The organism is Vreelandella zhuhanensis (assembly GCF_009793355.1).
GTDB lineage: Bacteria > Pseudomonadota > Gammaproteobacteria > Pseudomonadales > Halomonadaceae > Vreelandella > Vreelandella zhuhanensis.
This window is the reverse complement of record NZ_WTKP01000008.1, coordinates 47,216-69,018: the sequence shown is the minus strand read 5'-3', so window position 1 is coordinate 69,018 and position 21,803 is coordinate 47,216. Positions and strand designations below refer to the sequence as shown.

21 protein-coding genes and 4 tRNA genes are annotated in these 21,803 nt (G+C 56.9%); all 25 read right to left on the bottom strand.

From position 1 onward, the window contains the following. Positions 1–14: 14 nt before the first annotated feature. The 25 genes from rpsC to GPM19_RS11755 all read right to left on the bottom strand — a co-directional run bounded on the left by rpsC (position 15) and on the right by GPM19_RS11755 (position 21,769). Positions 15–713: a 30S ribosomal protein S3 gene (gene rpsC / locus GPM19_RS11875; RefSeq protein WP_114485782.1), complete on the bottom strand. Its 699-nt coding sequence runs from the start codon at positions 711–713 to the stop codon at positions 15–17. An 11-nt stretch (positions 714–724) separates the two neighbouring features. Next, positions 725–1,057 carry a 50S ribosomal protein L22 gene (gene rplV, locus GPM19_RS11870; RefSeq protein ID WP_160419248.1) on the bottom strand — a complete coding sequence of 111 codons (333 nt, stop codon included), beginning with the start codon at positions 1,055–1,057 and terminating at the stop codon, positions 725–727. A gap of 18 nt (positions 1,058–1,075) precedes the next feature. Further along, on the bottom strand, positions 1,076–1,351 hold the full coding sequence (rpsS, locus tag GPM19_RS11865; protein WP_160419247.1) for a 30S ribosomal protein S19: 276 nt from the start codon (positions 1,349–1,351) through the stop codon (positions 1,076–1,078). Positions 1,352–1,374: 23 nt separating this feature from the next. After that, on the bottom strand, positions 1,375–2,202 hold the full coding sequence (gene rplB / locus GPM19_RS11860) for a 50S ribosomal protein L2 (RefSeq protein ID WP_160419246.1): 828 nt from the start codon (positions 2,200–2,202) through the stop codon (positions 1,375–1,377). A 17-nt stretch (positions 2,203–2,219) separates the two neighbouring features. Next, the gene (gene rplW / locus GPM19_RS11855; protein ID WP_160419245.1) at positions 2,220–2,516 is read right to left on the bottom strand and encodes a 50S ribosomal protein L23; all 297 of its coding nucleotides are present in this window, start codon (positions 2,514–2,516) and stop codon (positions 2,220–2,222) included. Continuing rightward, the gene (rplD, locus tag GPM19_RS11850; RefSeq protein ID WP_160419244.1) at positions 2,513–3,118 is read right to left on the bottom strand and encodes a 50S ribosomal protein L4; all 606 of its coding nucleotides are present in this window, start codon (positions 3,116–3,118) and stop codon (positions 2,513–2,515) included. The genes rplW and rplD overlap by 4 nt, the downstream gene beginning before the upstream one ends. A 15-nt stretch (positions 3,119–3,133) precedes the next feature. Continuing rightward, complete coding sequence (gene rplC, locus GPM19_RS11845; protein WP_160419243.1) at positions 3,134–3,772, bottom strand: 50S ribosomal protein L3; 639 nt, start codon at positions 3,770–3,772, stop codon at positions 3,134–3,136. 150 nt (positions 3,773–3,922) lie between these two features. Continuing rightward, complete coding sequence (rpsJ, locus tag GPM19_RS11840) at positions 3,923–4,234, bottom strand: 30S ribosomal protein S10 (protein ID WP_114485789.1); 312 nt, start codon at positions 4,232–4,234, stop codon at positions 3,923–3,925. A 160-nt stretch (positions 4,235–4,394) separates the two neighbouring features. After that, positions 4,395–5,588 (bottom strand): elongation factor Tu, encoded by a 1,194-nt coding sequence (gene tuf / locus GPM19_RS11835; protein ID WP_160419242.1) that lies wholly within the window; start codon positions 5,586–5,588, stop codon positions 4,395–4,397. A gap of 29 nt (positions 5,589–5,617) precedes the next feature. Continuing rightward, positions 5,618–7,741, bottom strand: coding sequence for an elongation factor G (gene fusA, locus GPM19_RS11830; RefSeq protein WP_160419241.1), 2,124 nt, complete (start codon positions 7,739–7,741; stop codon positions 5,618–5,620). Next, a complete protein-coding gene (locus GPM19_RS11825) occupies positions 7,719–7,859 on the bottom strand; it encodes a hypothetical protein (protein ID WP_160419240.1) in 141 nt (46 codons plus the stop codon). Before GPM19_RS11825 ends, fusA begins: the two co-directional genes overlap by 23 nt. A gap of 45 nt (positions 7,860–7,904) precedes the next feature. Next, a complete protein-coding gene (rpsG, locus tag GPM19_RS11820) occupies positions 7,905–8,375 on the bottom strand; it encodes a 30S ribosomal protein S7 (RefSeq protein ID WP_114485792.1) in 471 nt (156 codons plus the stop codon). A 157-nt stretch (positions 8,376–8,532) separates the two neighbouring features. Next, the gene (gene rpsL, locus GPM19_RS11815; protein WP_114485793.1) at positions 8,533–8,907 is read right to left on the bottom strand and encodes a 30S ribosomal protein S12; all 375 of its coding nucleotides are present in this window, start codon (positions 8,905–8,907) and stop codon (positions 8,533–8,535) included. 164 nt (positions 8,908–9,071) lie between these two features. Continuing rightward, entirely contained in the window at positions 9,072–13,289 is a 4,218-nt protein-coding gene (rpoC, locus tag GPM19_RS11810) for a DNA-directed RNA polymerase subunit beta' (RefSeq protein WP_160419239.1), read from the bottom strand. 10 nt (positions 13,290–13,299) lie between these two features. Next, positions 13,300–17,376 carry a DNA-directed RNA polymerase subunit beta gene (rpoB, locus tag GPM19_RS11805; protein WP_160419238.1) on the bottom strand — a complete coding sequence of 1,359 codons (4,077 nt, stop codon included), beginning with the start codon at positions 17,374–17,376 and terminating at the stop codon, positions 13,300–13,302. 214 nt (positions 17,377–17,590) lie between these two features. Beyond that, positions 17,591–17,959, bottom strand: coding sequence for a 50S ribosomal protein L7/L12 (gene rplL / locus GPM19_RS11800; protein WP_114485796.1), 369 nt, complete (start codon positions 17,957–17,959; stop codon positions 17,591–17,593). Between the two features lie 99 nt (positions 17,960–18,058). Continuing rightward, a complete protein-coding gene (gene rplJ, locus GPM19_RS11795; RefSeq protein WP_160419237.1) occupies positions 18,059–18,562 on the bottom strand; it encodes a 50S ribosomal protein L10 in 504 nt (167 codons plus the stop codon). 282 nt (positions 18,563–18,844) lie between these two features. Next, positions 18,845–19,537 (bottom strand): 50S ribosomal protein L1, encoded by a 693-nt coding sequence (rplA, locus tag GPM19_RS11790; RefSeq protein ID WP_160419236.1) that lies wholly within the window; start codon positions 19,535–19,537, stop codon positions 18,845–18,847. Between the two features lie 2 nt (positions 19,538–19,539). Then, positions 19,540–19,971, bottom strand: a complete 432-nt coding sequence (gene rplK, locus GPM19_RS11785) for a 50S ribosomal protein L11 (RefSeq protein ID WP_160419235.1) — start codon at positions 19,969–19,971, stop codon at positions 19,540–19,542. Positions 19,972–20,106: 135 nt separating this feature from the next. Then, complete coding sequence (gene nusG, locus GPM19_RS11780; protein ID WP_114485800.1) at positions 20,107–20,640, bottom strand: transcription termination/antitermination protein NusG; 534 nt, start codon at positions 20,638–20,640, stop codon at positions 20,107–20,109. An 8-nt stretch (positions 20,641–20,648) separates the two neighbouring features. Continuing rightward, positions 20,649–21,017, bottom strand: coding sequence for a preprotein translocase subunit SecE (secE, locus tag GPM19_RS11775; RefSeq protein WP_160419234.1), 369 nt, complete (start codon positions 21,015–21,017; stop codon positions 20,649–20,651). An 86-nt stretch (positions 21,018–21,103) separates the two neighbouring features. Continuing rightward, positions 21,104–21,179: transfer RNA gene (locus GPM19_RS11770), tRNA-Trp, on the bottom strand. A 201-nt stretch (positions 21,180–21,380) separates the two neighbouring features. Further along, positions 21,381–21,455: transfer RNA gene (locus GPM19_RS11765), tRNA-Thr, on the bottom strand. 13 nt (positions 21,456–21,468) lie between these two features. Continuing rightward, positions 21,469–21,542, bottom strand: a tRNA-Gly gene (locus GPM19_RS11760). A gap of 143 nt (positions 21,543–21,685) precedes the next feature. After that, positions 21,686–21,769, bottom strand: a tRNA-Tyr gene (locus tag GPM19_RS11755). Positions 21,770–21,803 lie beyond the last annotated feature (34 nt).

Here is a 21,803-nt window from a genome sequence, read left to right as displayed (position 1 = left end):
GACTCGCTCTCCCCTTACCTGGAACCTTTCTTCTTGGGCGCGTTGCCGGCAGGCTGTTTGGCCTTGGCACGTACTTCCTCGATACCGCCGAGGATTTCACCCTTGAAGATCCACACTTTGACGCCGATAACGCCATAGGTGGTGTGAGCTTCGTAAGTGGCGTAGTCGATATCCGCACGCAGGGTATGCAGCGGAACACGACCTTCGCGGTACCATTCGGTACGTGCGATTTCAGCACCACCAAGACGACCAGACAGCTGAATCTTGATGCCACCGGCACCCAGACGCATGGCGTTCTGTACCGCGCGCTTCATCGCACGACGGAACATGACGCGACGCTCAAGCTGACCCGCTACGTTAGCAGCGACTAGCTTGGCATCCAGCTCCGGCTTGCGAACTTCTTCAATGTTCACATGCACCGGCACACCCATCATCTGGGTAAGGTCACGGCGCAGACGATCAACATCTTCGCCCTTCTTGCCGATCACGATACCCGGACGGGCAGTGTGAATGGTGATGCGAGCATTGTTCGCCGGACGCTCGATGTGAATACGGCTCACGGAGGCGTTTTTTAGACGCTCCTCCAGAAAGCTGCGCACTACGAGATCGTTATTGAGCTTATCGGCGTAAGCGCCGCGCTCAGCATACCAGACAGAAGCATGGTCTTTGACGATGCCTAGTCGGATGCCTGTTGGATTGACTTTTTGACCCATCTGGTCGACTCCTACTTCTCGGCTACCTTGACGGTGATGTGGCAAGTGCGCTTCAGAATGCGATCCGCACGGCCCTTGGCGCGCGGACGGATGCGCTTGAGCGTCATACCCTCATCGACGCAGATGGTCGAGACACGCAGCTCATCGATATCCATGCCGTCGTTTTCTTCCGCGTTTGCAATGGCGGACTGAAGCACTTTCTTGACCAGCTTGGCAGCCTTCTTCGGTGAGAAGGTCAGCAGGTCGAGTGCTTGGTCGACCGGTTTACCGCGCACCTGGTCAGCCACCAAACGGGCCTTCTGGGCGGATAAACGAGCGCCACGCAGCTTAGCTGTGACTTCCATCTCTCAATCCTCTTTGGCTTACCGTTTGGCTTTCTTGTCCGCCACATGCCCACGGTAAGTGCGGGTGGCAGCGAATTCGCCCAGCTTGTGGCCAACCATTTCCTCGGAGACGTGCACCGGGACGTGTTGGCGACCGTTATGGACTGCAATGGTGAGTCCTACCATATTTGGTAGAATCATGGAGCGACGCGACCAGGTCTTGATCGGTTTGCGATCGCTCTTCTCCACTGCAACCTCAACCTTCTTTAAAAGATGAAGGTCGATGAAAGGACCTTTCTTTAGTGAACGTGGCACAGCCGTTACCCCTTAAATGTCTGTTACTTGGACTTGCGGCGACGAATGATAAGCTTGTCGGTGCGCTTGTTCTTGCGAGTCTTGTGACCCTTGGTCGGGACACCCCAGGGTGATACCGGGTGACGGCCACCGCTTGAACGGCCTTCACCACCACCGTGCGGGTGATCCACCGGGTTCATCGCAACACCGCGAACTGTCGGACGCACACCTCTCCAACGCTTCGCACCGGCCTTGCCAAGTTGACGCAGGCTGTGCTCGGAATTGCCCACTTCACCCAAAGTCGCGCGGCATTCAGCCAGGATCTTGCGCATTTCGCCGGAGCGTAACCGCAAGGTGGCGTAATTACCTTCACGCGCTACGAGCTGCGCGCTGGTGCCGGCACTGCGAGCGATTTGCGCGCCCTTGCCCGGCTTGAGCTCGATGCAATGCACCGTGGAACCCAGCGGGATGTTACGCAGCGGCAAAGCATTGCCTTTCTTGATGGCGGCGTTGACGCCGGATTCCAGCTTGTCGCCTACCGCTACGCCCTTGGGCGCAATGATGTAGCGACGCTCGCCATCGGCATACTTGAGCAGCGCAATGTTGGCACTACGGTTCGGGTCGTATTCCAGACGTTCAACGGTGGCAGGAACACCATCCTTGATACGCTTGAAATCAACAATCCGATAGTGCTGACGGTGACCACCGCCCACGTGGCGGGTGGTGATGCGACCGTTATTATTACGGCCACCGGACTTGGACTGTTTTTCGAGCAACGGCGCATAAGCGCGGCCCTTATACAGCCCATCGCCAACGATCTTGACGACGTGACGACGACCGGCGGATGTGGGTTTGGTCTTGACGATTGCCATTATCCGTACTCCTGCCCTTATTCGGCGCCAGAGAAGTCTTCGAGCGTTTCGCCCGCGGCCAGGGTCACATATGCCTTGCGGTAACCCTTGCGTTGGCCGATGCCGTTTGCAGTACGCTTGGTTTTACCCTTGACGTTCAATACCTGAACGCCATTGACCTTCTTGCCGAACAGAATCTCAACGGCTTTCTTGATCTCGGGCTTGGTGGCATCACTCGCCACCTTGAAAACGTACTGGTTACGCTCGGCGGCCATCGCGGCCTTTTCGGTCACGTGTGGTCCAAGCAGAACCTTGAATACGCGTTCCTGGTTCATGCCAGCTTCTCCTCGAATTTACGTAGGGCGGAGACGGTGACCAGCACCTTGTCGAAGGCAACCAGACTCACCGGGTCAGCTGCCGCAACATCCACCACATCTACATGGGGAAGGTTACGGGCGGCCAGATAGAGCGTCTCGTTGACGTCTTCAGTGACGATCAACACCTTTTCAAGGTTCAACTCTTTCAGCTTGGCAGCAACCTGCTTGGTCTTGGGCGCATCGACTGTGAACTCTTCGATGACGACCAAACGCTCTTGACGTATCAGCTCAGACAGGATCGAACGCATTGCCGCACGGTACATCTTGCGGTTGACCTTCTGGCTGTGATCTTGCGGGCGTGCCGCGAAGGTCACGCCGCCGCTGCGCCACAGCGGAGAACGGATAGTGCCGGCACGTGCACGGCCGGTACCCTTCTGACGCCACGGCTTCTTACCACCACCGCGCACATCGGAACGGTTTTTCTGGGCGCGAGTTCCCTGACGGCCACCAGCCAAATAGGCAGTGACGACCTGGTGAACCAGCGCCTCGTTGAATTCTTTGCCAAAAGTGGCGTCGGCTACTTCAACGGTACCCGCGCCTGCAGCAAGATTCAGATTCATTGGTAATTATCCCCTTCAGCCTGCTTTCACGGCGCTGCGCACGATGACGTCACTACCGGTTGCTCCCGGTACGGCGCCTTTGATCAGCAGCAGATTACGCTCGGCGTCAACACGGACGATTTCGAGGCTCTGAACGGTACAGCGGACGTTGCCCATCTGACCGGCCATTTTCTTGCCCTTGAAAACGCGACCTGGTGTTTGACACATGCCGATGGAACCCGGCGCGCGATGCGACAGAGAGTTACCGTGGGTCATGTCCTGGGTACGGAAGTTCCAGCGCTTAACAGCACCCTGGAAACCTTTACCCTTGGAGGTGCCGGTCACGTCGACCATCTGACCAGCTTCGAAGAGGGATACGGTGAATTCGCCGCCCACTTGGGGAGTCTTATCACCTTCTGTCAGGCGGAACTCCTTCAGCGAACGACCAGCCTCCACACCTGCCTTGGCAAATAGACCTGCCCGGGCTTTGGTAAGGTGCTTGGCTTTGCGGGAGCCAGCTGTCACCTGAACCGCAGCGTAACCATCGGATTCGACCGATTTCACGCAAGTGATGCGGTTAGGCTCAACTTCAATAACGGTTACAGGCACGGAAGCGCCATCTTCGGTGAAGACACGAGTCATGCCCGCCTTCTTACCGACTAAACCGATAGTCATGTTCAGTCTCCTATAGTGTACGGGGCTGTCACCCGCTATGGCTGCCCTTTCCAGAGCATTCCACTAGCACATTGTATGGCGCCATCTCGGCGTGGCGGCTGCTGCTTGGCGTTCTGATGCCAAGCGCTGGGCCGCGAGTGTCTAGTGTGGTTAGTCGAGCTTGATTTGAACGTCTACGCCAGCGGCGAGATCGAGCTTCATCAATGCATCGACAGTCTTTTCAGTGGGTTCGACAATGTCGAGCACACGCTTGTGCGTACGAATCTCATACTGATCACGCGCATCTTTGTTGACGTGCGGTGAAATCAGAATGGTAAAACGCTCGCGATTGGTCGGCAGCGGTATCGGACCACGAACCTGAGCACCAGTACGCTTGGCGGTTTCTACGATCTCCGCCGTGGACTGATCGATCAGGCGATGGTCGAATGCTTTCAACCGAATGCGAATCTTCTGGTTCTGCATTTGCCCTAAACTCCCATGGATGTTGACGGCGCGAGCCGTCTACCCACGCATTCAAAGGATGCGCATTATAGGCACGCCAGAAGTGAGTGTCAAACACTTCACTGCCGGTGCGCAGAAAAGGGGGCTCAGCTGAGCCCCCTTGATCATTCAAGTAACAGTCTTACTTGATGATCTTGGCTACAACGCCCGCACCGACGGTACGACCGCCTTCACGAATAGCGAAGCGCAGACCATCATCCATAGCAATCGGAGCGATCAAGGTAACAACCATCTGAACGTTGTCACCCGGCATGACCATTTCCACACCTTCCGGCAGTTCACAAGTACCCGTCACGTCGGTGGTACGGAAGTAGAACTGCGGACGGTAGCCCTTGAAGAAAGGCGTATGACGACCACCTTCTTCTTTGGACAACACATAGACTTCAGCTTCGAAGACAGTGTGCGGATTGATGCTGCCCGGCTTGGCCAGGACCTGGCCACGCTCGACGTCATCACGCTTGGTGCCACGCAACAGGGCGCCGACGTTCTCACCCGCACGACCTTCGTCGAGCAACTTGCGGAACATTTCGACACCGGTCACGACGGTTTTGGTGGTATCGCGAATACCCACGATTTCCACTTCTTCACCCGCCTTGACCACACCGCGCTCAACACGACCGGTTACCACGGTACCGCGGCCGGAGATGGAGAACACGTCTTCGATCGGCATCAGGAACGGCTGATCGATGGCACGCTCCGGCTCCGGAATGTACTCATCCAGCGCCTTGATCAAATTGGCAACAGCGGTAGTACCCATGCCGTTCTCATCTTCACCGTTCAGCGCCATCAGCGCGGAACCAGTGATGATCGGCGTGTCGTCACCCGGGAAGTCGTACTGGTCGAGCAGTTCACGCACTTCCATTTCGACCAGCTCGAGCAGCTCTTCGTCGTCGACCATGTCCGCCTTGTTCAGGAACACGACGATGTACGGAACGCCGACCTGACGAGACAGCAGGATGTGCTCACGAGTCTGCGGCATCGGGCCGTCAGCAGCGGAACAGACCAGGATAGCGCCGTCCATCTGGGCAGCACCGGTGATCATGTTCTTGACGTAGTCGGCGTGCCCCGGGCAGTCGACGTGCGCATAGTGACGCGACTCGGACTGATACTCGACGTGAGAAGTGGCGATGGTGATACCGCGCTCACGCTCTTCCGGTGCATTGTCGATGGCATCGAACTCGCTCCATTTACCACCGAAAACCTCGGCAGAAACACGAGTCAGGGCTGCTGTCAGAGTCGTTTTACCGTGGTCAACGTGACCGATGGTACCGACGTTGACGTGCGGTTTGGAACGTTCAAATTTTTCCTTAGCCACTGCTATAACCTCTTTACGTTAGCTAACGGTTAACCGTTTTGGTTGATGACGGCTTCTACGACGCTGGAGGGCGCCTCGTCGTACTTCGCGAACTCCATAGAGTAGCTCGCACGGCCCTGGGACTGAGAACGCAGATCGGTTGCATAACCGAACATCTCACCCAGCGGCACCGTTGCACGGATGACCTTACCCATTGAGGAGTCATCCATGCCCTGCACCAGACCGCGACGACGGTTCAGGTCGCCCATGACGTCACCCATAAATTCCTCGGGGGTCACGACCTCGACCTTCATCACCGGTTCCAGCAGCACGGCCTTGGCTTTCCTGGCACCTTCTTTGACCGCCATGGAAGAAGCAATCTTGAACGCGGTCTCGTTGGAGTCCACGTCGTGGAAGGAACCATCGTACAGCGTGACTTTCACGTCAATCATCGGGTAACCCGCGATGACCCCGTTCTTCAGCTGCTCGTAAGCCCCTTTTTCGACAGCCGGGATGTATTCCTTAGGAACTACACCACCGACGATTTCATTGACGAACTTGAAGAAGATTTCGTCCTCTCCCTCGCCTTTCTCGTCATAGGTAAGCGGTTCGATGCGCAGGTGCACGTGACCATACTGGCCGCGACCACCGGACTGACGAACGAACTTACCTTCCTGCTCGATGCTACCGCGAATGGTTTCACGGTAAGCAACCTGCGGCTTACCAATGTTCGCTTCAACCTTGAATTCACGCCGCATGCGATCGACGAGAATGTCCAGGTGCAGCTCACCCATACCGGAGATGATGGTCTGGCCGGTTTCTTCGTCGGTCTTGACCTGGAAGGAGGGGTCTTCCTGGGCGAGCTTGCCCAGTGCCACACCCATCTTTTCTTGGTCAGCCTTGGACTTCGGCTCGACGGCAACCGAGATCACCGGATCAGGGAATTCCATCCGCTCAAGGACGATCTTGTGATTGATATCACACAGCGTATCGCCGGTGGTGACATCTTTCATGCCGATACAGGCGGCGATATCGCCGGCACGCACTTCCTTGATCTCTTCACGCGAGTTGGCATGCATCTGAACGATACGACCGACACGCTCTTTCTTGCTCTTGACCGAATTGAAGACGCCGTCACCCGAGTTAAGCACCCCGGAATAGACGCGAATAAAGGTCAGAGTACCCACGAAGGGATCCGTGGCGATCTTGAACGCCAGGGCAGCAAAGGGCGCTTCGTCGTTCGCTTCACGGGTCTCGATGGTGCCGTCCTTATCGTCCAGCTCACCTTCGATGGGCTTGACTTCGGTCGGCGACGGCATGTATTCGATCACGCCATCCAGAACGGCTTGCACGCCCTTGTTCTTGAAGGCGCTACCACAGGTCACCAGAACGACGTCATTGGCCAGAGTCCGCGCACGTAGGCCGGCCTTGATTTCCTCGATGGTCAGCTCTACACCTTCGAGATACTTGTCCATCAGTTCATCAGTGCCTTCCGCAGCGGCTTCGACCATCTCCTCGCGGTACTTTTCAGCGGTTTCCTGAAGTTCGGCAGGAATATCGACCAGATCGTAGGTCATACCCTTGTCGTCTTCATTCCAGAGAACACCCTTCATCTGGATCAGGTCGATGACGCCCTTGAAGTCTTCTTCGGTGCCCCAGTTGATCTGGATCGGCACGGCCTTGGCACCGAGACGCTCCTTGAGCTGCTCGACAACCATGAAGAAGTCAGCACCGGTACGGTCCATCTTGTTGACGAACACCATGCGCGGAACTTCATACTTGTTGGCCTGGCGCCATACCGTTTCGGTCTGCGGCTGTACGCCGGAGGAGCCACACAGCACCACCACGGCACCATCGAGAACGCGCAAGGAACGCTCGACTTCGATAGTGAAGTCAACGTGTCCTGGGGTGTCGATAATATTGATGCGGTGCTCGGGGAACTGCTTGTTCATACCCTGCCAGAAACAGGTCGTTGCCGCAGAAGTGATAGTGATACCACGCTCCTGCTCCTGCTCCATCCAGTCCATGGTGGCAGCGCCATCATGAACTTCACCAACCTTGTGGGATAGGCCGGTGTAAAACAGGACGCGCTCGGTCGTGGTGGTTTTACCCGCGTCGACGTGAGCAACGATCCCGATATTGCGATAACGGTTAAGTGGTGTCTTGCGTGCCACGGTGAAACTCCCGTTGGTTGGCGATGCGTTGTGAAGCGATGCGTTTCTGATGGGCCGCCATCGCCTGGCGATGGCGGCAGAAGCTGATTCTCGACATCTGCAGCTGGAAACGCTGCATTTGGAAAATTGCTTTTAGAAACGCTGCCCTTGGAAAACGCTGCTCTTAGAAACGATAGTGAGAGAAGGCCTTGTTGGCTTCCGCCATACGATGCACGTCTTCACGCTTCTTCACCGCAGAACCTTTACCTTCGGCGGCGTCGAGCATTTCACCCGCCAGACGCTGCACCATGGTTTTTTCACCGCGACGACGCGCCGCATCCACCAGCCAACGCATGGCCAGGGCCTGACGGCGAGACGGACGAACTTCAACCGGCACCTGGTAAGTCGCACCACCAACGCGGCGCGATTTCACTTCGACCATGGGCTGAATGGTTTCCAGCGCCTTGTCAAAGATTTCCAGCGGCTCTTCTTTGCTGCGCTCGGCAACCTTGTCAAGCGCACCATAGACGATGCTTTCCGCGACTGATTTCTTGCCACTCACCATCAAGTGGTTCATGAACTTTGCCAGACGCTCACTTCCGAACTTGGGATCCGGGAGGATTTCGCGTTTGGCTACAATTCTTCTTCTAGGCATGATAAGCCCTCAATTAAGGATCCTTCAGGTAAACCCGGAACTTAGCGATAGCGCTTGTGCTATGCCGCCCGACCTTACTCTTATCAGACCGTCATGTACGTAACGACGAGTTGCCGGCATCAAGTGACGTTAACCACCTGCTGCTGGCCGTATATCATCAGGATTTCGGGCGTTTGGTACCGTACTTGGAACGGCCCTGCTTACGGCCCTGCACGCCAGAGGTATCCAAGGCGCCGCGCACGGTGTGATAGCGCACACCGGGCAAATCCTTGACCCTACCGCCGCGAATCAGGACCACGGAGTGCTCCTGAAGATTGTGCCCTTCACCACCGATGTAGGAAGACACCTCGAAACCGTTGGTCAGGCGCACACGGCAAACCTTACGCAACGCCGAGTTCGGCTTCTTAGGGGTGGTGGTGTAAACGCGGGTGCAAACGCCGCGTTTCTGCGGACAGGCCTGAAGCGCCGGAACGTCACTCTTGGTGACAGGGCGCTTGCGCGGCTTGCGCACTAGCTGATTGATTGTTGCCATGGTGTGTAGCTGACTCCAATGGTTGCCTTGCCTTCCAGCAGATGCGGGCGTACCCACCCCACTGTTAAAGGCTGCGCATTCTAATGGCTGACGATGCTGGTCGTCAAGCGTTGCCGGCAGGTTATATGCCGGCAACCAACGACCATCAGGTCAGGGTTTTATGCTTAAAGCGCTTCGTCGTCGGAGTCCAGCGCGGTCAACTGCGCTCCCAACTCCTGCTCCACCTCGGTGGCCGAGGGACGAAGCTCCTGCTCGACGCCTTCGCGTCTGCGGCGACGTTCGGCGTGGTGAGTCAAGCCGGTACCGGCCGGGATCAAGCGTCCCACCACCACGTTTTCTTTCAGGCCACGCAAGTAATCGCGCTTGCCGGTGACTGCAGCTTCGGTCAATACCCGCGTGGTTTCCTGGAACGAAGCCGCTGAAATAAACGATTCCGTGGCCAGGCTGGCCTTGGTGATACCCAACAGCATACGCTGATACTTGGCCGGGAATTTGTCTTCCTTTTCCAGGCGGGCATTCTGTTCCAGCACGCGCACCAGTTCGGCTTGATCGCCGGTAATAAAGTCGGAGTCACCGGAATCGGTAATTTCGACCTTGCGCAGCATCTGACGCACAATAACTTCGATGTGCTTGTCATTAATGCCTACGCCCTGGAGGCGATAAACTTCCTGAACTTCGGCGGTGATGTACTTGGCCAGTTCCGCAACCCCCAGCAGACGCAGAATATCGTGCGGACTGTTGGGACCGTGAGAAATCACTTCGCCTTTCTCTACCGCTTCCCCTTCGAAGACCGCAATCTGACGCCACTTGGGAATCAACAGCTCGAACGGATCACCGGATTCCGGGGTAATCGTCAAGCGACGCTTACCCTTGGTTTCCTTGCCGAAACTGATCACGCCGTCGATCTCGGCCAGGATGGCCGGTTCCTTGGGCTTGCGTGCTTCGAACAGATCCGCCACGCGCGGCAGACCACCGGTGATGTCCTTGTTGGCCGATGCTTCTACCGGGATACGTGCCACGACTTCACCCACACCGATGGTCGCGCCATTTTCGGTGGAGATGATGGAGCGACCCGGCAGCAGATACTGAACCGGCGTGTTGGAGCCGGACACCGAGACGTATTCGCCGGCGCTGTCCTGCAGCATGATCATCGGGCGCTTGTCACGCCCGGCCATCGGGCGTGCCGCGGACTCGATCACTTCGATGGATGACAGACCGGTCATCTCATCGACGGTCCGGTGCATGGTCACACCTTCGTCGAGATCAATGTACTGCGCTCTGCCTTCGACTTCGGCAATGATTGGGTGAGTGTGCGGGTCCCACTTGGCCACGGTCTGGCCGGCTTCGATGTAATCGCCTTCCTTCGCCGAAAGCTCGGCACCGTAGGGCAGCTTGTAATATTCCCGCTCGCGGCCGTGGTCATCGGCAACTGCCAGGGCACTCGAACGAGAGACCACCACCAGCTTGCCGTCGCCACGCTCCACGTGCTTGATGTTGTGCAGACGCACCGTACCACCGTGCTTGACCTGAACGCTGTCCACTGCAGAGGAGCGCGAGGCCGCGCCGCCGATATGGAAGGTACGCATGGTCAGCTGGGTGCCCGGCTCACCGATGGACTGTGCCGCAATGACACCCACCGCTTCGCCGATATTGACCTGATGGCCACGTGCCAGATCACGCCCATAACAGGACGCGCAGACGCCGTGAGCGGTCTCACAGGTGATGGTGCTGCGCATGATGATCTCGTCGACACCCATGGTATCGAGTTCGGCACACCACTTTTCGTCGAGCAAGGTGCCCCGGGCGATCAGAACGTCCTGTGAAACCGGGTCGATGACGTCCTGAGCGACCACACGTCCCAGTACGCGCTGAGACAACGGCACGATGATGTCACCACCTTCGATGATCGGGTGCAAGGTCAAACCCTGATCGGTACCGCAATCGACTTCGGTGATCACCAGATCCTGGGCCACATCCACCAGACGACGCGTCAGGTAACCCGAGTTGGCCGTCTTGAGGGCGGTATCCGCCAGACCTTTACGTGCCCCGTGGGTCGAAATGAAGTACTGAAGTACGTTCAAGCCTTCACGGAAGTTGGCCACGATCGGCGTTTCGATGATCGAGCCATCCGGCTTGGCCATCAAGCCGCGCATACCCGCCAGCTGACGGATCTGAGCAGCAGAGCCACGCGCGCCGGAGTCGGCCATGATAAACACGCTGTTGAACGAGTCCTGCTCGACTTCGTTGCCGTCGCGGTCGATCACGGTCTCCTTGGAAATACCCGCCATCATCGCCTTGGCCACTTTATCGTTGGCCTTGGACCAGATATCGATGACCTTGTTGTATTTCTCGCCCGCGGTCACTAGACCCGAGGAGAACTGGTCTTCGATTTCCTTGACCTCGGCTTCGGCCGCGTCGACGATTTCCGTCTTGGCATCCGGGATAACGAAGTCATTGACGCCGATAGAGGCACCCGACCAGGTCGCCAGACGGAAGCCGGTGTACATCAGTTGATCAGCGAAGATCACCGTCGGCTTGAGGCCGGCACGGCGATAGACTTCATTGATCAGCTTGGAGATGGCCTTCTTCTTCATCGGCTGATCGATCAGCGCGAAGGGCACTCCTTCAGGCAAGATGCGGAACAGCATCGCACGACCGACGGTGGTGTCGTAGATGCGACGATGGTCAGTGCGCTCACCGGTCTCTTCGTCAACGTCCACTTCTTCCAGACGGACCTTGACCCGAGCGTGCAGCGAAACGTTCTGAGTGCCGAAAGCGCGCTCCACCTCGTTGAGGTTCGAGAACGCCATGCCCTCGCCCTTGGCGTTGATCTTTTCGCGGGTCATGTAATACAGACCCAAGACCACGTCCTGGGACGGCACGATGATCGGCTCGCCATTGGCTGGTGACAGGACGTTGTTGGTCGCCATCATCAGCGCCCGCGCTTCGAGCTGGGCTTCCAGGGTCAGCGGTACGTGGACCGCCATCTGGTCACCGTCGAAGTCGGCGTTGTAGGCGGCACACACCAGCGGGTGCAGCTGGATTGCCTTGCCTTCGATCAACAGCGGCTCGAACGCCTGGATGCCTAGACGGTGAAGTGTCGGGGCGCGGTTAAGCAGTACCGGGTGCTCACGGATAACATCGGCAAGGATATCCCACACTTCCGGCAGCTCGCGCTCGACCATCTTCTTGGCGGCCTTGATCGTTGAGGCGTAGCCCAGCGACTGCAGCTTGGAATAGATGAACGGCTTGAACAGCTCCAGCGCCATTTTCTTGGGCAAACCACACTGGTGCAGACGCAGGGTCGGACCCACGGTGATCACCGAACGGCCGGAGTAATCGACACGCTTACCCAGCAGGTTCTGACGGAAGCGCCCCTGCTTACCCTTGATCATGTCGGCGAGCGATTTCAGCGGGCGCTTGTTGGAACCGGTAATCGCACGACCGCGACGGCCGTTATCCAGCAGCGCATCGACCGCTTCCTGGAGCATGCGCTTCTCGTTGCGCACGATGATATCCGGCGCATTGAGATCGAGCAGACGCTTCAGGCGGTTGTTACGGTTGATCACACGACGGTAAAGGTCGTTGAGATCCGAGGTCGCGAAGCGCCCGCCGTCCAGCGGCACCAAGGGACGAAGATCCGGTGGCAACACCGGCAGCACTTCCATGACCATCCACGCCGGGGCATTGCCGGAGTGGTAGAAGGCTTCCAGGAGCTTCAGGCGCTTGGAGAGCTTCTTGATCTTGGTTTCAGAATTGGTCTGCGGAATTTCTTCGCGCAAGTGATTGATCTCTTCTTCGAGATCGATGTCCTTGAGCAATTCCTGCACCGCTTCGGCACCCATGCGGGCATCGAAGTCGTCACCGAATTCTTCCAGCGCTTCGAAGTACTGCTCGTCGTTGAGCAATTGACCACGCTCAAGCGTGGTCATGCCCGGGTCGATGACCACGAAGCTTTCGAAATACAGCACACGCTCGATGTCGCGCAGGGTCATGTCGAGGAACATGCCGATACGTGACGGCAGCGACTTCAGAAACCAGATGTGCGCGACTGGCGAGGCCAGTTCGATGTGCCCCATGCGCTCGCGGCGCACGGCGGCCTTGGTCACTTCAACGCCACATTTTTCGCAGATGATGCCACGATGCTTCATGCGCTTGTATTTGCCGCACAGGCATTCGTAGTCCTTCACCGGGCCGAAGATCTTGGCGCAGAACAAGCCGTCCCGCTCCGGCTTGAAGGTGCGGTAGTTGATGGTCTCAGGCTTCTTCACCTCGCCGAAGGACCAGGAGCGAATCATGTCCGGAGACGCCAGGGTAATCTTGATCGCGTCAAACTCTTCGGACTGAGACTGCGATTTGAGGACTTTCACCAAATCTTTCATTCGGAGGCTCCTAGCTCTCTAACTCGATATCGATGCCCAGCGAGCGGATTTCCTTCACGAGTACGTTGAAGGATTCCGGCATGCCTGCCTGCATGGTGTGATCGCCATCCACGATGTTCTTGTACATCTTGGTGCGTCCTTCCACGTCATCGGACTTGACCGTGAGCATTTCTTGAAGCGTATAGGCCGCGCCGTAAGCTTCCAGTGCCCAGACCTCCATCTCACCGAAGCGCTGACCACCAAACTGCGCCTTACCCCCCAGCGGCTGCTGGGTTACCAGCGAGTAAGAGCCGGTGGAACGGGCGTGCATCTTGTCATCGACCAGGTGGTTGAGCTTGAGCATGTACATGTAGCCCACTGTCACCGGACGGTCAAAGAGGTCACCGCTACGCCCGTCGTAAAGCGCCATTTGTCCGGACTCCGGCAGATCGGCAAGCTTCAACAGGTGCTTGATCTCGTGTTCCTTGGCACCGTCGAATACCGGCGTGGCCATGGGAACACCACCTTTCAAATTCTTGGCCAAGGCGATGATTTCGTCGTCGGTCAACGAATCCAGATCTTCGATCCGCGTGCCCGGTGTATTGTAGATCTGCCCCAGGAAGTCGCGAATTTCGGCAACCTGCTGACCACGAGCATCGCGCAGCATGGCGTCGATTTTCATGCCCAGCCCACGTGCAGCCATGCCCAAGTGGGTTTCCAGAATCTGACCCACGTTCATGCGTGACGGTACACCCAAGGGGTTGAGGACCACGTCGACCGGCTCACCGTTATCGTCAAACGGCATGTCTTCGATCGGCATGATGGCCGAGATGACACCCTTGTTACCGTGACGGCCGGCCATCTTGTCGCCCGGCTGAATACGACGCTTGACCGCCATGTAGACCTTGACGATCTTGAGCACGCCCGGCGCCAGATCATCGCCTTGGGTCAGTTTGCGCTTCTTGTCTTCGAAACGCTCGTCCATTTCCTTGCGACGATTTTCCAGCTGTTCATCGGCCTGGGCTAGCAGCTCGTTGAACGTTTCGTCCTGCATGCGCAACTTGAACCACTGTTGACGCGGCAGTTCATCCAGATACTCATCGGTAAGCACGTCGCCTTTGCCAAGCGCAGGACCACCGTTGACTACCTGACCTTGCAGGGTACGCTTGAGACGCTCGAACGTGGCATCTTCGGCAATACGGTAGGTTTCCTGGAGATCCTTGCGTACTTCATCAAGCTGCATGCGTTCGATGGTAAGTGCACGGGCATCTTTTTCCACCCCATCACGAGTGAAGACCTGAACATCGATGATGGTGCCCTTGATACCGGTCGGGGCGCGCAGTGAGGTATCTTTCACATCACTGGCCTTCTCACCGAAGATGGCACGCAGTAGCTTTTCTTCCGGCGTCAGCTGGGTTTCACCCTTGGGCGTCACCTTACCCACCAGAATATCCCCGGGGCCGACTTCAGCACCGATATACACCACGCCCGCTTCATCCAGTTTGGAAAGCGCCGACTCGCCCACGTTGGGAATGTCGGCGGTGATTTCTTCCGAGCCCAACTTGGTGTCACGCGACACGCAGGTCAGCTCCTGGATGTGGATGGTGGTGAAACGGTCTTCCTGGACCACCCGCTCGGAAAGCAGGATGGAATCCTCGAAGTTGTAGCCGTTCCAGGGCATGAAGGCCATGCGCATGTTCTGGCCCAAGGCCAGATCGCCCATATCGATAGACGGACCATCGGCCAGGATATCGTCACGTGCCACTACATCACCGGGGCGCACAATAGGGCGCTGGTTCATGCAGGTGTTCTGGTTGGAACGGGTGTACTTGGTCAGGTTGTAGATATCCACCCCGGCTTCACCGCCGATGATTTCATCTTCGTTGACCCGTACCACAACCCGGCGAGCATCCACCGAGTCGATCACCCCGCCACGCTGTGCCACGGCGCAGACGCCGGAGTCACGGGCGACGAAACGCTCCATACCGGTACCCACCAATGGTTTCTCGGCACGCAGGGTCGGTACCGCCTGACGCTGCATATTGGAACCCATCAAGGCGCGGTTGGCGTCATCGTGCTCGAGGAACGGAATCAGGGCCGCAGCCACGGAGACCACCTGGCGCGGTGACACATCCATCAGCGTGACCTGTTCGGGACGCATGAAGGTGGTTTCACCCTTATGACGCACCTGCACCAAATCATCGCTGAGCTTGCCGGATTCATCCACGGCAGCCGATGCCTGCGCGATAACGTAATCACCTTCCTCGATTGCCGAGAGATGGACGATTTCATCGTTCAGCTGGCGGTCTATCACCTTGCGGTACGGTGTCTCGAGGAAGCCGTAGCTGTTGGTGTGACTGTAGGTGGCCAAAGAGTTGATCAGACCGATGTTCGGTCCTTCCGGCGTTTCGATCGGGCACAGACGACCGTAGTGCGTGGCGTGAACGTCACGTACTTCGAAGCCGGCACGCTCACGAGTCAAACCGCCCGGGCCGAGCGCCGAGACACGCCGCTTGTGCGTCACCTCGGAAAGCGGATTGTTCTGGTCCATGAACTGCGAGAGCTGGCTGGAACCGAAGAACTCCTTGACCGCTGCCGCCACCGGCTTGGCATTGATCAGATCCTGCGGCATCAGGCCTTCGCTCTCGGCCATCGAGAGGCGTTCCTTGACTGCGCGCTCGACACGCACCAGGCCTACGCGGAACTGGTTTTCGGCCATTTCGCCGACGCAGCGAATACGACGGTTGCCCAGATGGTCGATATCGTCGACATTGCCGAAGCCGTTACGGATGCTGATCAATTCCTTGAGCACATCCAGAATATCGCGACGGTCGAGCACACCGGAACCAGTATCAGTATCGCGGCGCAGGCGACGATTGAACTTCATGCGACCGACGCCCGACAGATCGTAACGGTCTTCAGTAAAGAACAGGTTGTGGAACAGCGTTTCGGCAGCTTCCTTGGTAGGCGGCTCGCCGGGACGCATCATGCGATAGATTTCCACCAGCGCTTCAAGCTGCGAGTTGGTGGTGTCCAATTTGAGGGTATCGGAGATGAACGAACCACAATCCAGATCGTTGGTGTACAACGTTTCCAGTTGGGTAATCTTCGCCTGACCCAGACGCTCCAGCAGCTCCGGGGTGATTTCGGTATTACACGGACAGATCAGCTCACCGGTATTGGGGTCTACCTGATCTTTGGCCAACGTTTTGCCGAACAGGTACTCCATCGGCACGTTCAGGCGCTCAAGACCGGTTTTTTCCAACTGGCGGATATGCTTCTGGGTGATACGCCGGCCCTCTTCGACAATCACGTTGCCATCGGCATCCTGAATATCGAAGGTGGCGGTTTCACCGCGCAGGCGCGAGGGCACCAGCTCTACAGAGAAACCGGATTTTTCCACATGGAAGATGCTGGTTTCAAAGAACTCTCCGAGTATTTCCTCGGCGCTCATGCCCAAAGCACGCATCAATACGCTCGCCGGCAACTTGCGGCGGCGATCGATACGCACGAAAACGTTGTCTTTGGGATCGAATTCGAAGTCCAGCCAGGAGCCACGGTAAGGAATCACTCGCGCGGAGTACAAAAGCTTGCCCGAGGAATGGCTCTTGCCCTTATCGTGATCAAAGAACACACCGGGTGAGCGGTGCAGCTGGGAAACGATGACACGCTCGGTACCATTGATTACAAAGGTGCCGTTCTCGGTCATCAGGGGCATTTCCCCCATGTAGACTTCCTGCTCCTTGATATCCTTGATCGCCTTGTTGGAAGAGTCGCGATCATAGATGATCAAGCGAACCTTCACGCGCAGCGGTGCCGAATAAGTTACGCCACGCAACTGGCATTCCTTGACATCGAATGCTGGCGTACCAAAGCGATAGCTGACATATTCCAGCCCTGCGCTGCCGGAGAAGCTCTCGATCGGGAACACGGATTTGAACGCCGCGTGCAGGCCAATTTCATGGCGCTCATCGGGCGAACGATCCTGCTGGAGAAAGTCGTAATAGGAATCAAGCTGGATTGCCAGCAAGTAAGGCACATCCATCACTTGGGGCAGTTTGCCGAAATCCTTGCGGATGCGTTTTTTCTCAGTATATGAGTAAGCCATCTGTATTCCCCAGCTTGTTCACCATGGGTGACCGATGCGTAGTCATCGCTGCCCGGCGGGCTTCGTCAGGCACTGACGGCAAACTCCCTGTGGGGCAGCTCGCCGTCGTAATTCTTGAACGATATATCTTTAACAACAGAAAAAGGCCGACAGCGGGATTTCCCGCCGCCAGCCGTGGAAGCTTACGCAGCGCGTGAAGCCGTGAGCACAAAAATTACTTGAGCTCGACGGTCGCGCCGGCGTCTTCCAGTTTCTTCTTGGCTTCTTCAGCGTCATCCTTGGACATGGCTTCCTTGATGGTAGCCGGTGCGCCGTCAACGGCACCCTTGGCTTCCTTCAGGCCCAGACCAGTGATTTCGCGAACAGCCTTGATCACGTTGACTTTCTTATCGCCGGTAGCGGTAAGCACCAGGTCGAATTCAGTCTGCTCTTCTTCAACAGCCGCTTCGCCACCCGGACCTGCAACCACGGCCGCAGCGGCAGAAACGCCGAACTTCTCTTCCATTGCCTCGATCAGCTCGACAACTTCCATTACGGACATGTCAGCAACAGCGGTAATGATATCGTCTTTGGTCAGTGCCATTTTCATTTCCTAAACTTTGCGGGAGTTTCGACAACGCGAAAACTCAAGGATTCAATGTTCGGCTCGGGCAGTCCAACGACTGCCCACGCAGGTACCGATTTAAGCGGCTGCTTCCTGCTTCTGGTCGCGCAAGGCGGCCAGGGTCCGAACCAGCTTGCCGGCGGAGGCTTCTTTCATTACCGACATCAGCTGAGCGATAGCTTCATCGTACGTCGGCAGTGTTGCCAGGCGGTCAATGTCGCTTGCCGGGATCAGCTCGCCTTCGTAGGCCAGCGCCTTGACTTCGAAGCTTTTCTCATCCTTGGAGAATTCCTTGAACAAACGAGCGGCAGCGCCCGGATGATCAGTGGAAAACGCCAACAGAGTCGGGCCCACGAAGCTGTCGTTCAGGCATTCCCACTGGGTGCCTGACAGGGCGCGGCGTGCCAGAGTGTTGCGCACAACACGGATCTGGACGCCATTCTCACGGGCCTGCTTGCGCAGGTCGGTCATCTTGCCGACCGTAACACCACGAGAATCGGCAACTACGACGGAGAGAGCGCCCTTGGCCGCTTCACTGACCTCGGCAACAATTGCTTTCTTGCCTTCAAGTGCTAGTGGCACAATGATCACTCCTTCGTGCCGGAACCTCGGTAGGAAGGCTCCGGTGGTTACCATCTCTTCCCGCCCTTGATGTGTCGCCTTGCTGTACACACATCGACGGAAAGCCTTGGGGATGGTGCCCACCAGCCTTGGCTAACTGGAGGCGACACCATCTGCGCAGGCGCCTGGGGCGATTAAGCCGCTCGTTCAAGACGAAGAGCGGCACCTGCGGTCTTTGACGGTGCCCCGAACGAATGGCACGGGGACCGCAAAGTTATTGCCTGTTACTCGACCCAGCCTGATTTACACCAGGGCGGAATGGTCGAGAGTCAAACCCGGGCCCATGGTAGAGGACAGGGTTACTTTCTGGAGATAAATGCCTTTGGACGTGCTCGGCTTGAGACGTTTCAGGTCGGCAACCAGCGCTTCCAGATTGCCCTGAATGGCGGCGGCGTCAAAGTCGACCTTGCCCAATATAGTGTGAATGATGCCGTTCTTGTCGGTACGGAAACGCACCTGACCCGCTTTGGCATTCTTCACCGCGGTGGCGACATCCGGGGTCACGGTGCCGACCTTGGGGTTCGGCATCAGACCGCGCGGGCCGAGGATCTGGCCCAGCTGGCCAACAACACGCATGGCGTCCGGCGAGGCGATAACCACGTCGAAGTCCATCACGCCTTTCTTGACCTGGTCAGCCAGGTCTTCCATGCCCACGATGTCGGCACCGGCTTCTTTCGCGGCGTCGGCATTGGCACCCTGAGTAAAGACGGCAACGCGCACGTCCTTGCCAGTACCATTGGGCATGACAGTGGCGCCACGCACGACCTGATCGGATTTACGCGGATCAACACCCAGGTTGATCGCGACATCCAGAGATTCATTGAACTTGACAGTGGACAAAGCACTGAGCAAAGCCACAGCTTCTTCCAGCGAATAGGCCTTGTTAGTATCGACCTTTTCCTTGATCAGCTGGGCGCGCTTGGATAATTTAGCCATGATCAGAGACCCTCCACGTTAAGGCCCATACTGCGGGCACTACCGGCAATGGTACGCACTGCGGCGTCGAGGCTGCCAGCCGTCATGTCCGGCTCCTTGGTCTTGGCGATCTCTTCGAGCTGCTCGCGAGTCACGGTGCCGACTTTCTTCTTGTTGGGCTCACCGGAACCGGACTTGATGCCAGCGGCTTTTTTCAGCAGCACGGCAGCAGGCGGGGTCTTGGTGACGAACGTGAAGCTACGGTCGGAATACACGGTAATCACGACAGGCGTCGGCAAGCCCGGCTCAATTTCTTGAGTCGCGGCATTGAACGCCTTACAGAATTCCATGATGTTGACGCCGTGCTGACCCAATGCAGGGCCTACGGGCGGACTCGGATTGGCTTTACCTGCTGCGACTTGCAGTTTGATATAAGCCTTTACTTTCTTGGCCATCGTTATGCTCCAGTTGGGTTCAAGCGCCTTGCGGCTCCCCGGTAACATTGGGCCGGCATCGGTTGCCGACCCATTATGAACTCAGTGCTACTTAACAGACTATTTTTACGAATTATTTCGACTGTTTTTTACGGGCTATTCTTTTTCCACCTGGGCGAACTCGAGCTCGACAGGCGTTGAGCGACCGAATATCAGCACGCTGACATGTAGACGACTCTTCTCGTAGTTGACTTCTTCCACCACGCCGTTGAAATCTGCGAACGGCCCATCGGTGACACGCACCGACTGGCCCGGCTCGAACATGGTCTTCGGACGCGGCTTGTCGACGCCTTCCTTGACACGATGCAAGATAGCGTCAGCTTCTTTTTGCGTGATAGGTGCCGGTTTTTCCTTGGTACCGCCGATAAACCCCATGACACGCGGTGTTTCGTTGACCAGGTGCCAGGTCTCATCGTCCATTTCCATCTCGATCAGGACATAGCCGGGATAGAATTTACGCTCACTCTTGCGGCGTTTGCCGTCACGCATTTCGACGACTTCTTCGGTCGGCACCAGGATCTCGCCAAAGCGGTCTTCCATGGCGTACATCTTCACGCGCTCGATCAGTGAGCGCATGACGTGCTTTTCAAAACCGGAATAAGCGTGAATGACGTACCAACGCTTGGACATGAAAACTCCTAACCAATGACGCCGGACATCGCCCAGCCAAGAAGGGTATCGATCAACCACAGCATCAAACCGACCACCAATACGGCGACCAATACAATAACAGTGGTCTGCACGGTTTCCGCCCGGGTCGGCCAGATAACGCGCTGAATCTCTTTCTTGGCGCTTACCGCCAGCTCGACAAGGTCACGCCCTTTGGTCGTGGTAAGCGCAATTAACCCAGCGCCCGCACACAGCACAACGACACCCAATACTCGGTAGAGCAGGGCGATATCGGCAAAGTACGTATTACCTACGACGGCTACCACAAGAAGAGTCGCAACTACCGCCCACTTGAGCCCGTCGTGGCGCGGTTGCTGCACCTCGGCGTTATGTTTCATGAAAACGAGACTCCTCAGGGTACGGCAATCGAATAAGGAATTCTTTGAAGATCTAAGTCTTGAAGCTCTACCAATCTGGGGAAGATTGGCAGGCCAGGAGGGAATCGAACCCCCAACCTGCGGTTTTGGAGACCGCTGCTCTGCCAATTGAGCTACTGGCCTGTATTTTTACCGCTAGCATTTACTGCGTTTGCTATCTTTGCGACGGCCTACGCAATAGCGGGCGCCATTATAGCGAGCAAAAAACCGCCTGGCAACCCTTTCCTCGCTGCTTTCTCATGATTACGACCAGATTGCCAGCCGACACATTCTTAGAAAAGCAGTAAAGACAAAAAAGGCGAGCTTCGCTCGCCTTTTGCAATATGGAGCTCATGGACGGATTTGAACCGTCGACCTCACCCTTACCAAGGGTGTGCTCTACCCCTGAGCTACATGAGCACAACTATTTAACTGGAGCGGGCAGCGGGAATCGAACCCGCACCATCAGCTTGGAAGGCTGAGGTTCTACCGTTGAACTATGCCCGCACAACTGCATCTGCAAGCCATGACTCTTAAGCTTCGTACACTGTCATGCCTTACGCAAACCTTTTAGCTGACGGCGACCCAGTAGGCAATGCCCGCTTACCGGCTTGTTTCGAGACACTGACGCAAATCAGTGCCTTTCAATTTGGTGGAGGGAGAAGGATTCGAACCTTCGAAGCTTTCGCGGCAGATTTACAGTCTGCTCCCTTTGGCCACTCGGGAATCCCTCCAACTGTGGCGGCATATTATGCCAGCTCCGAAGTT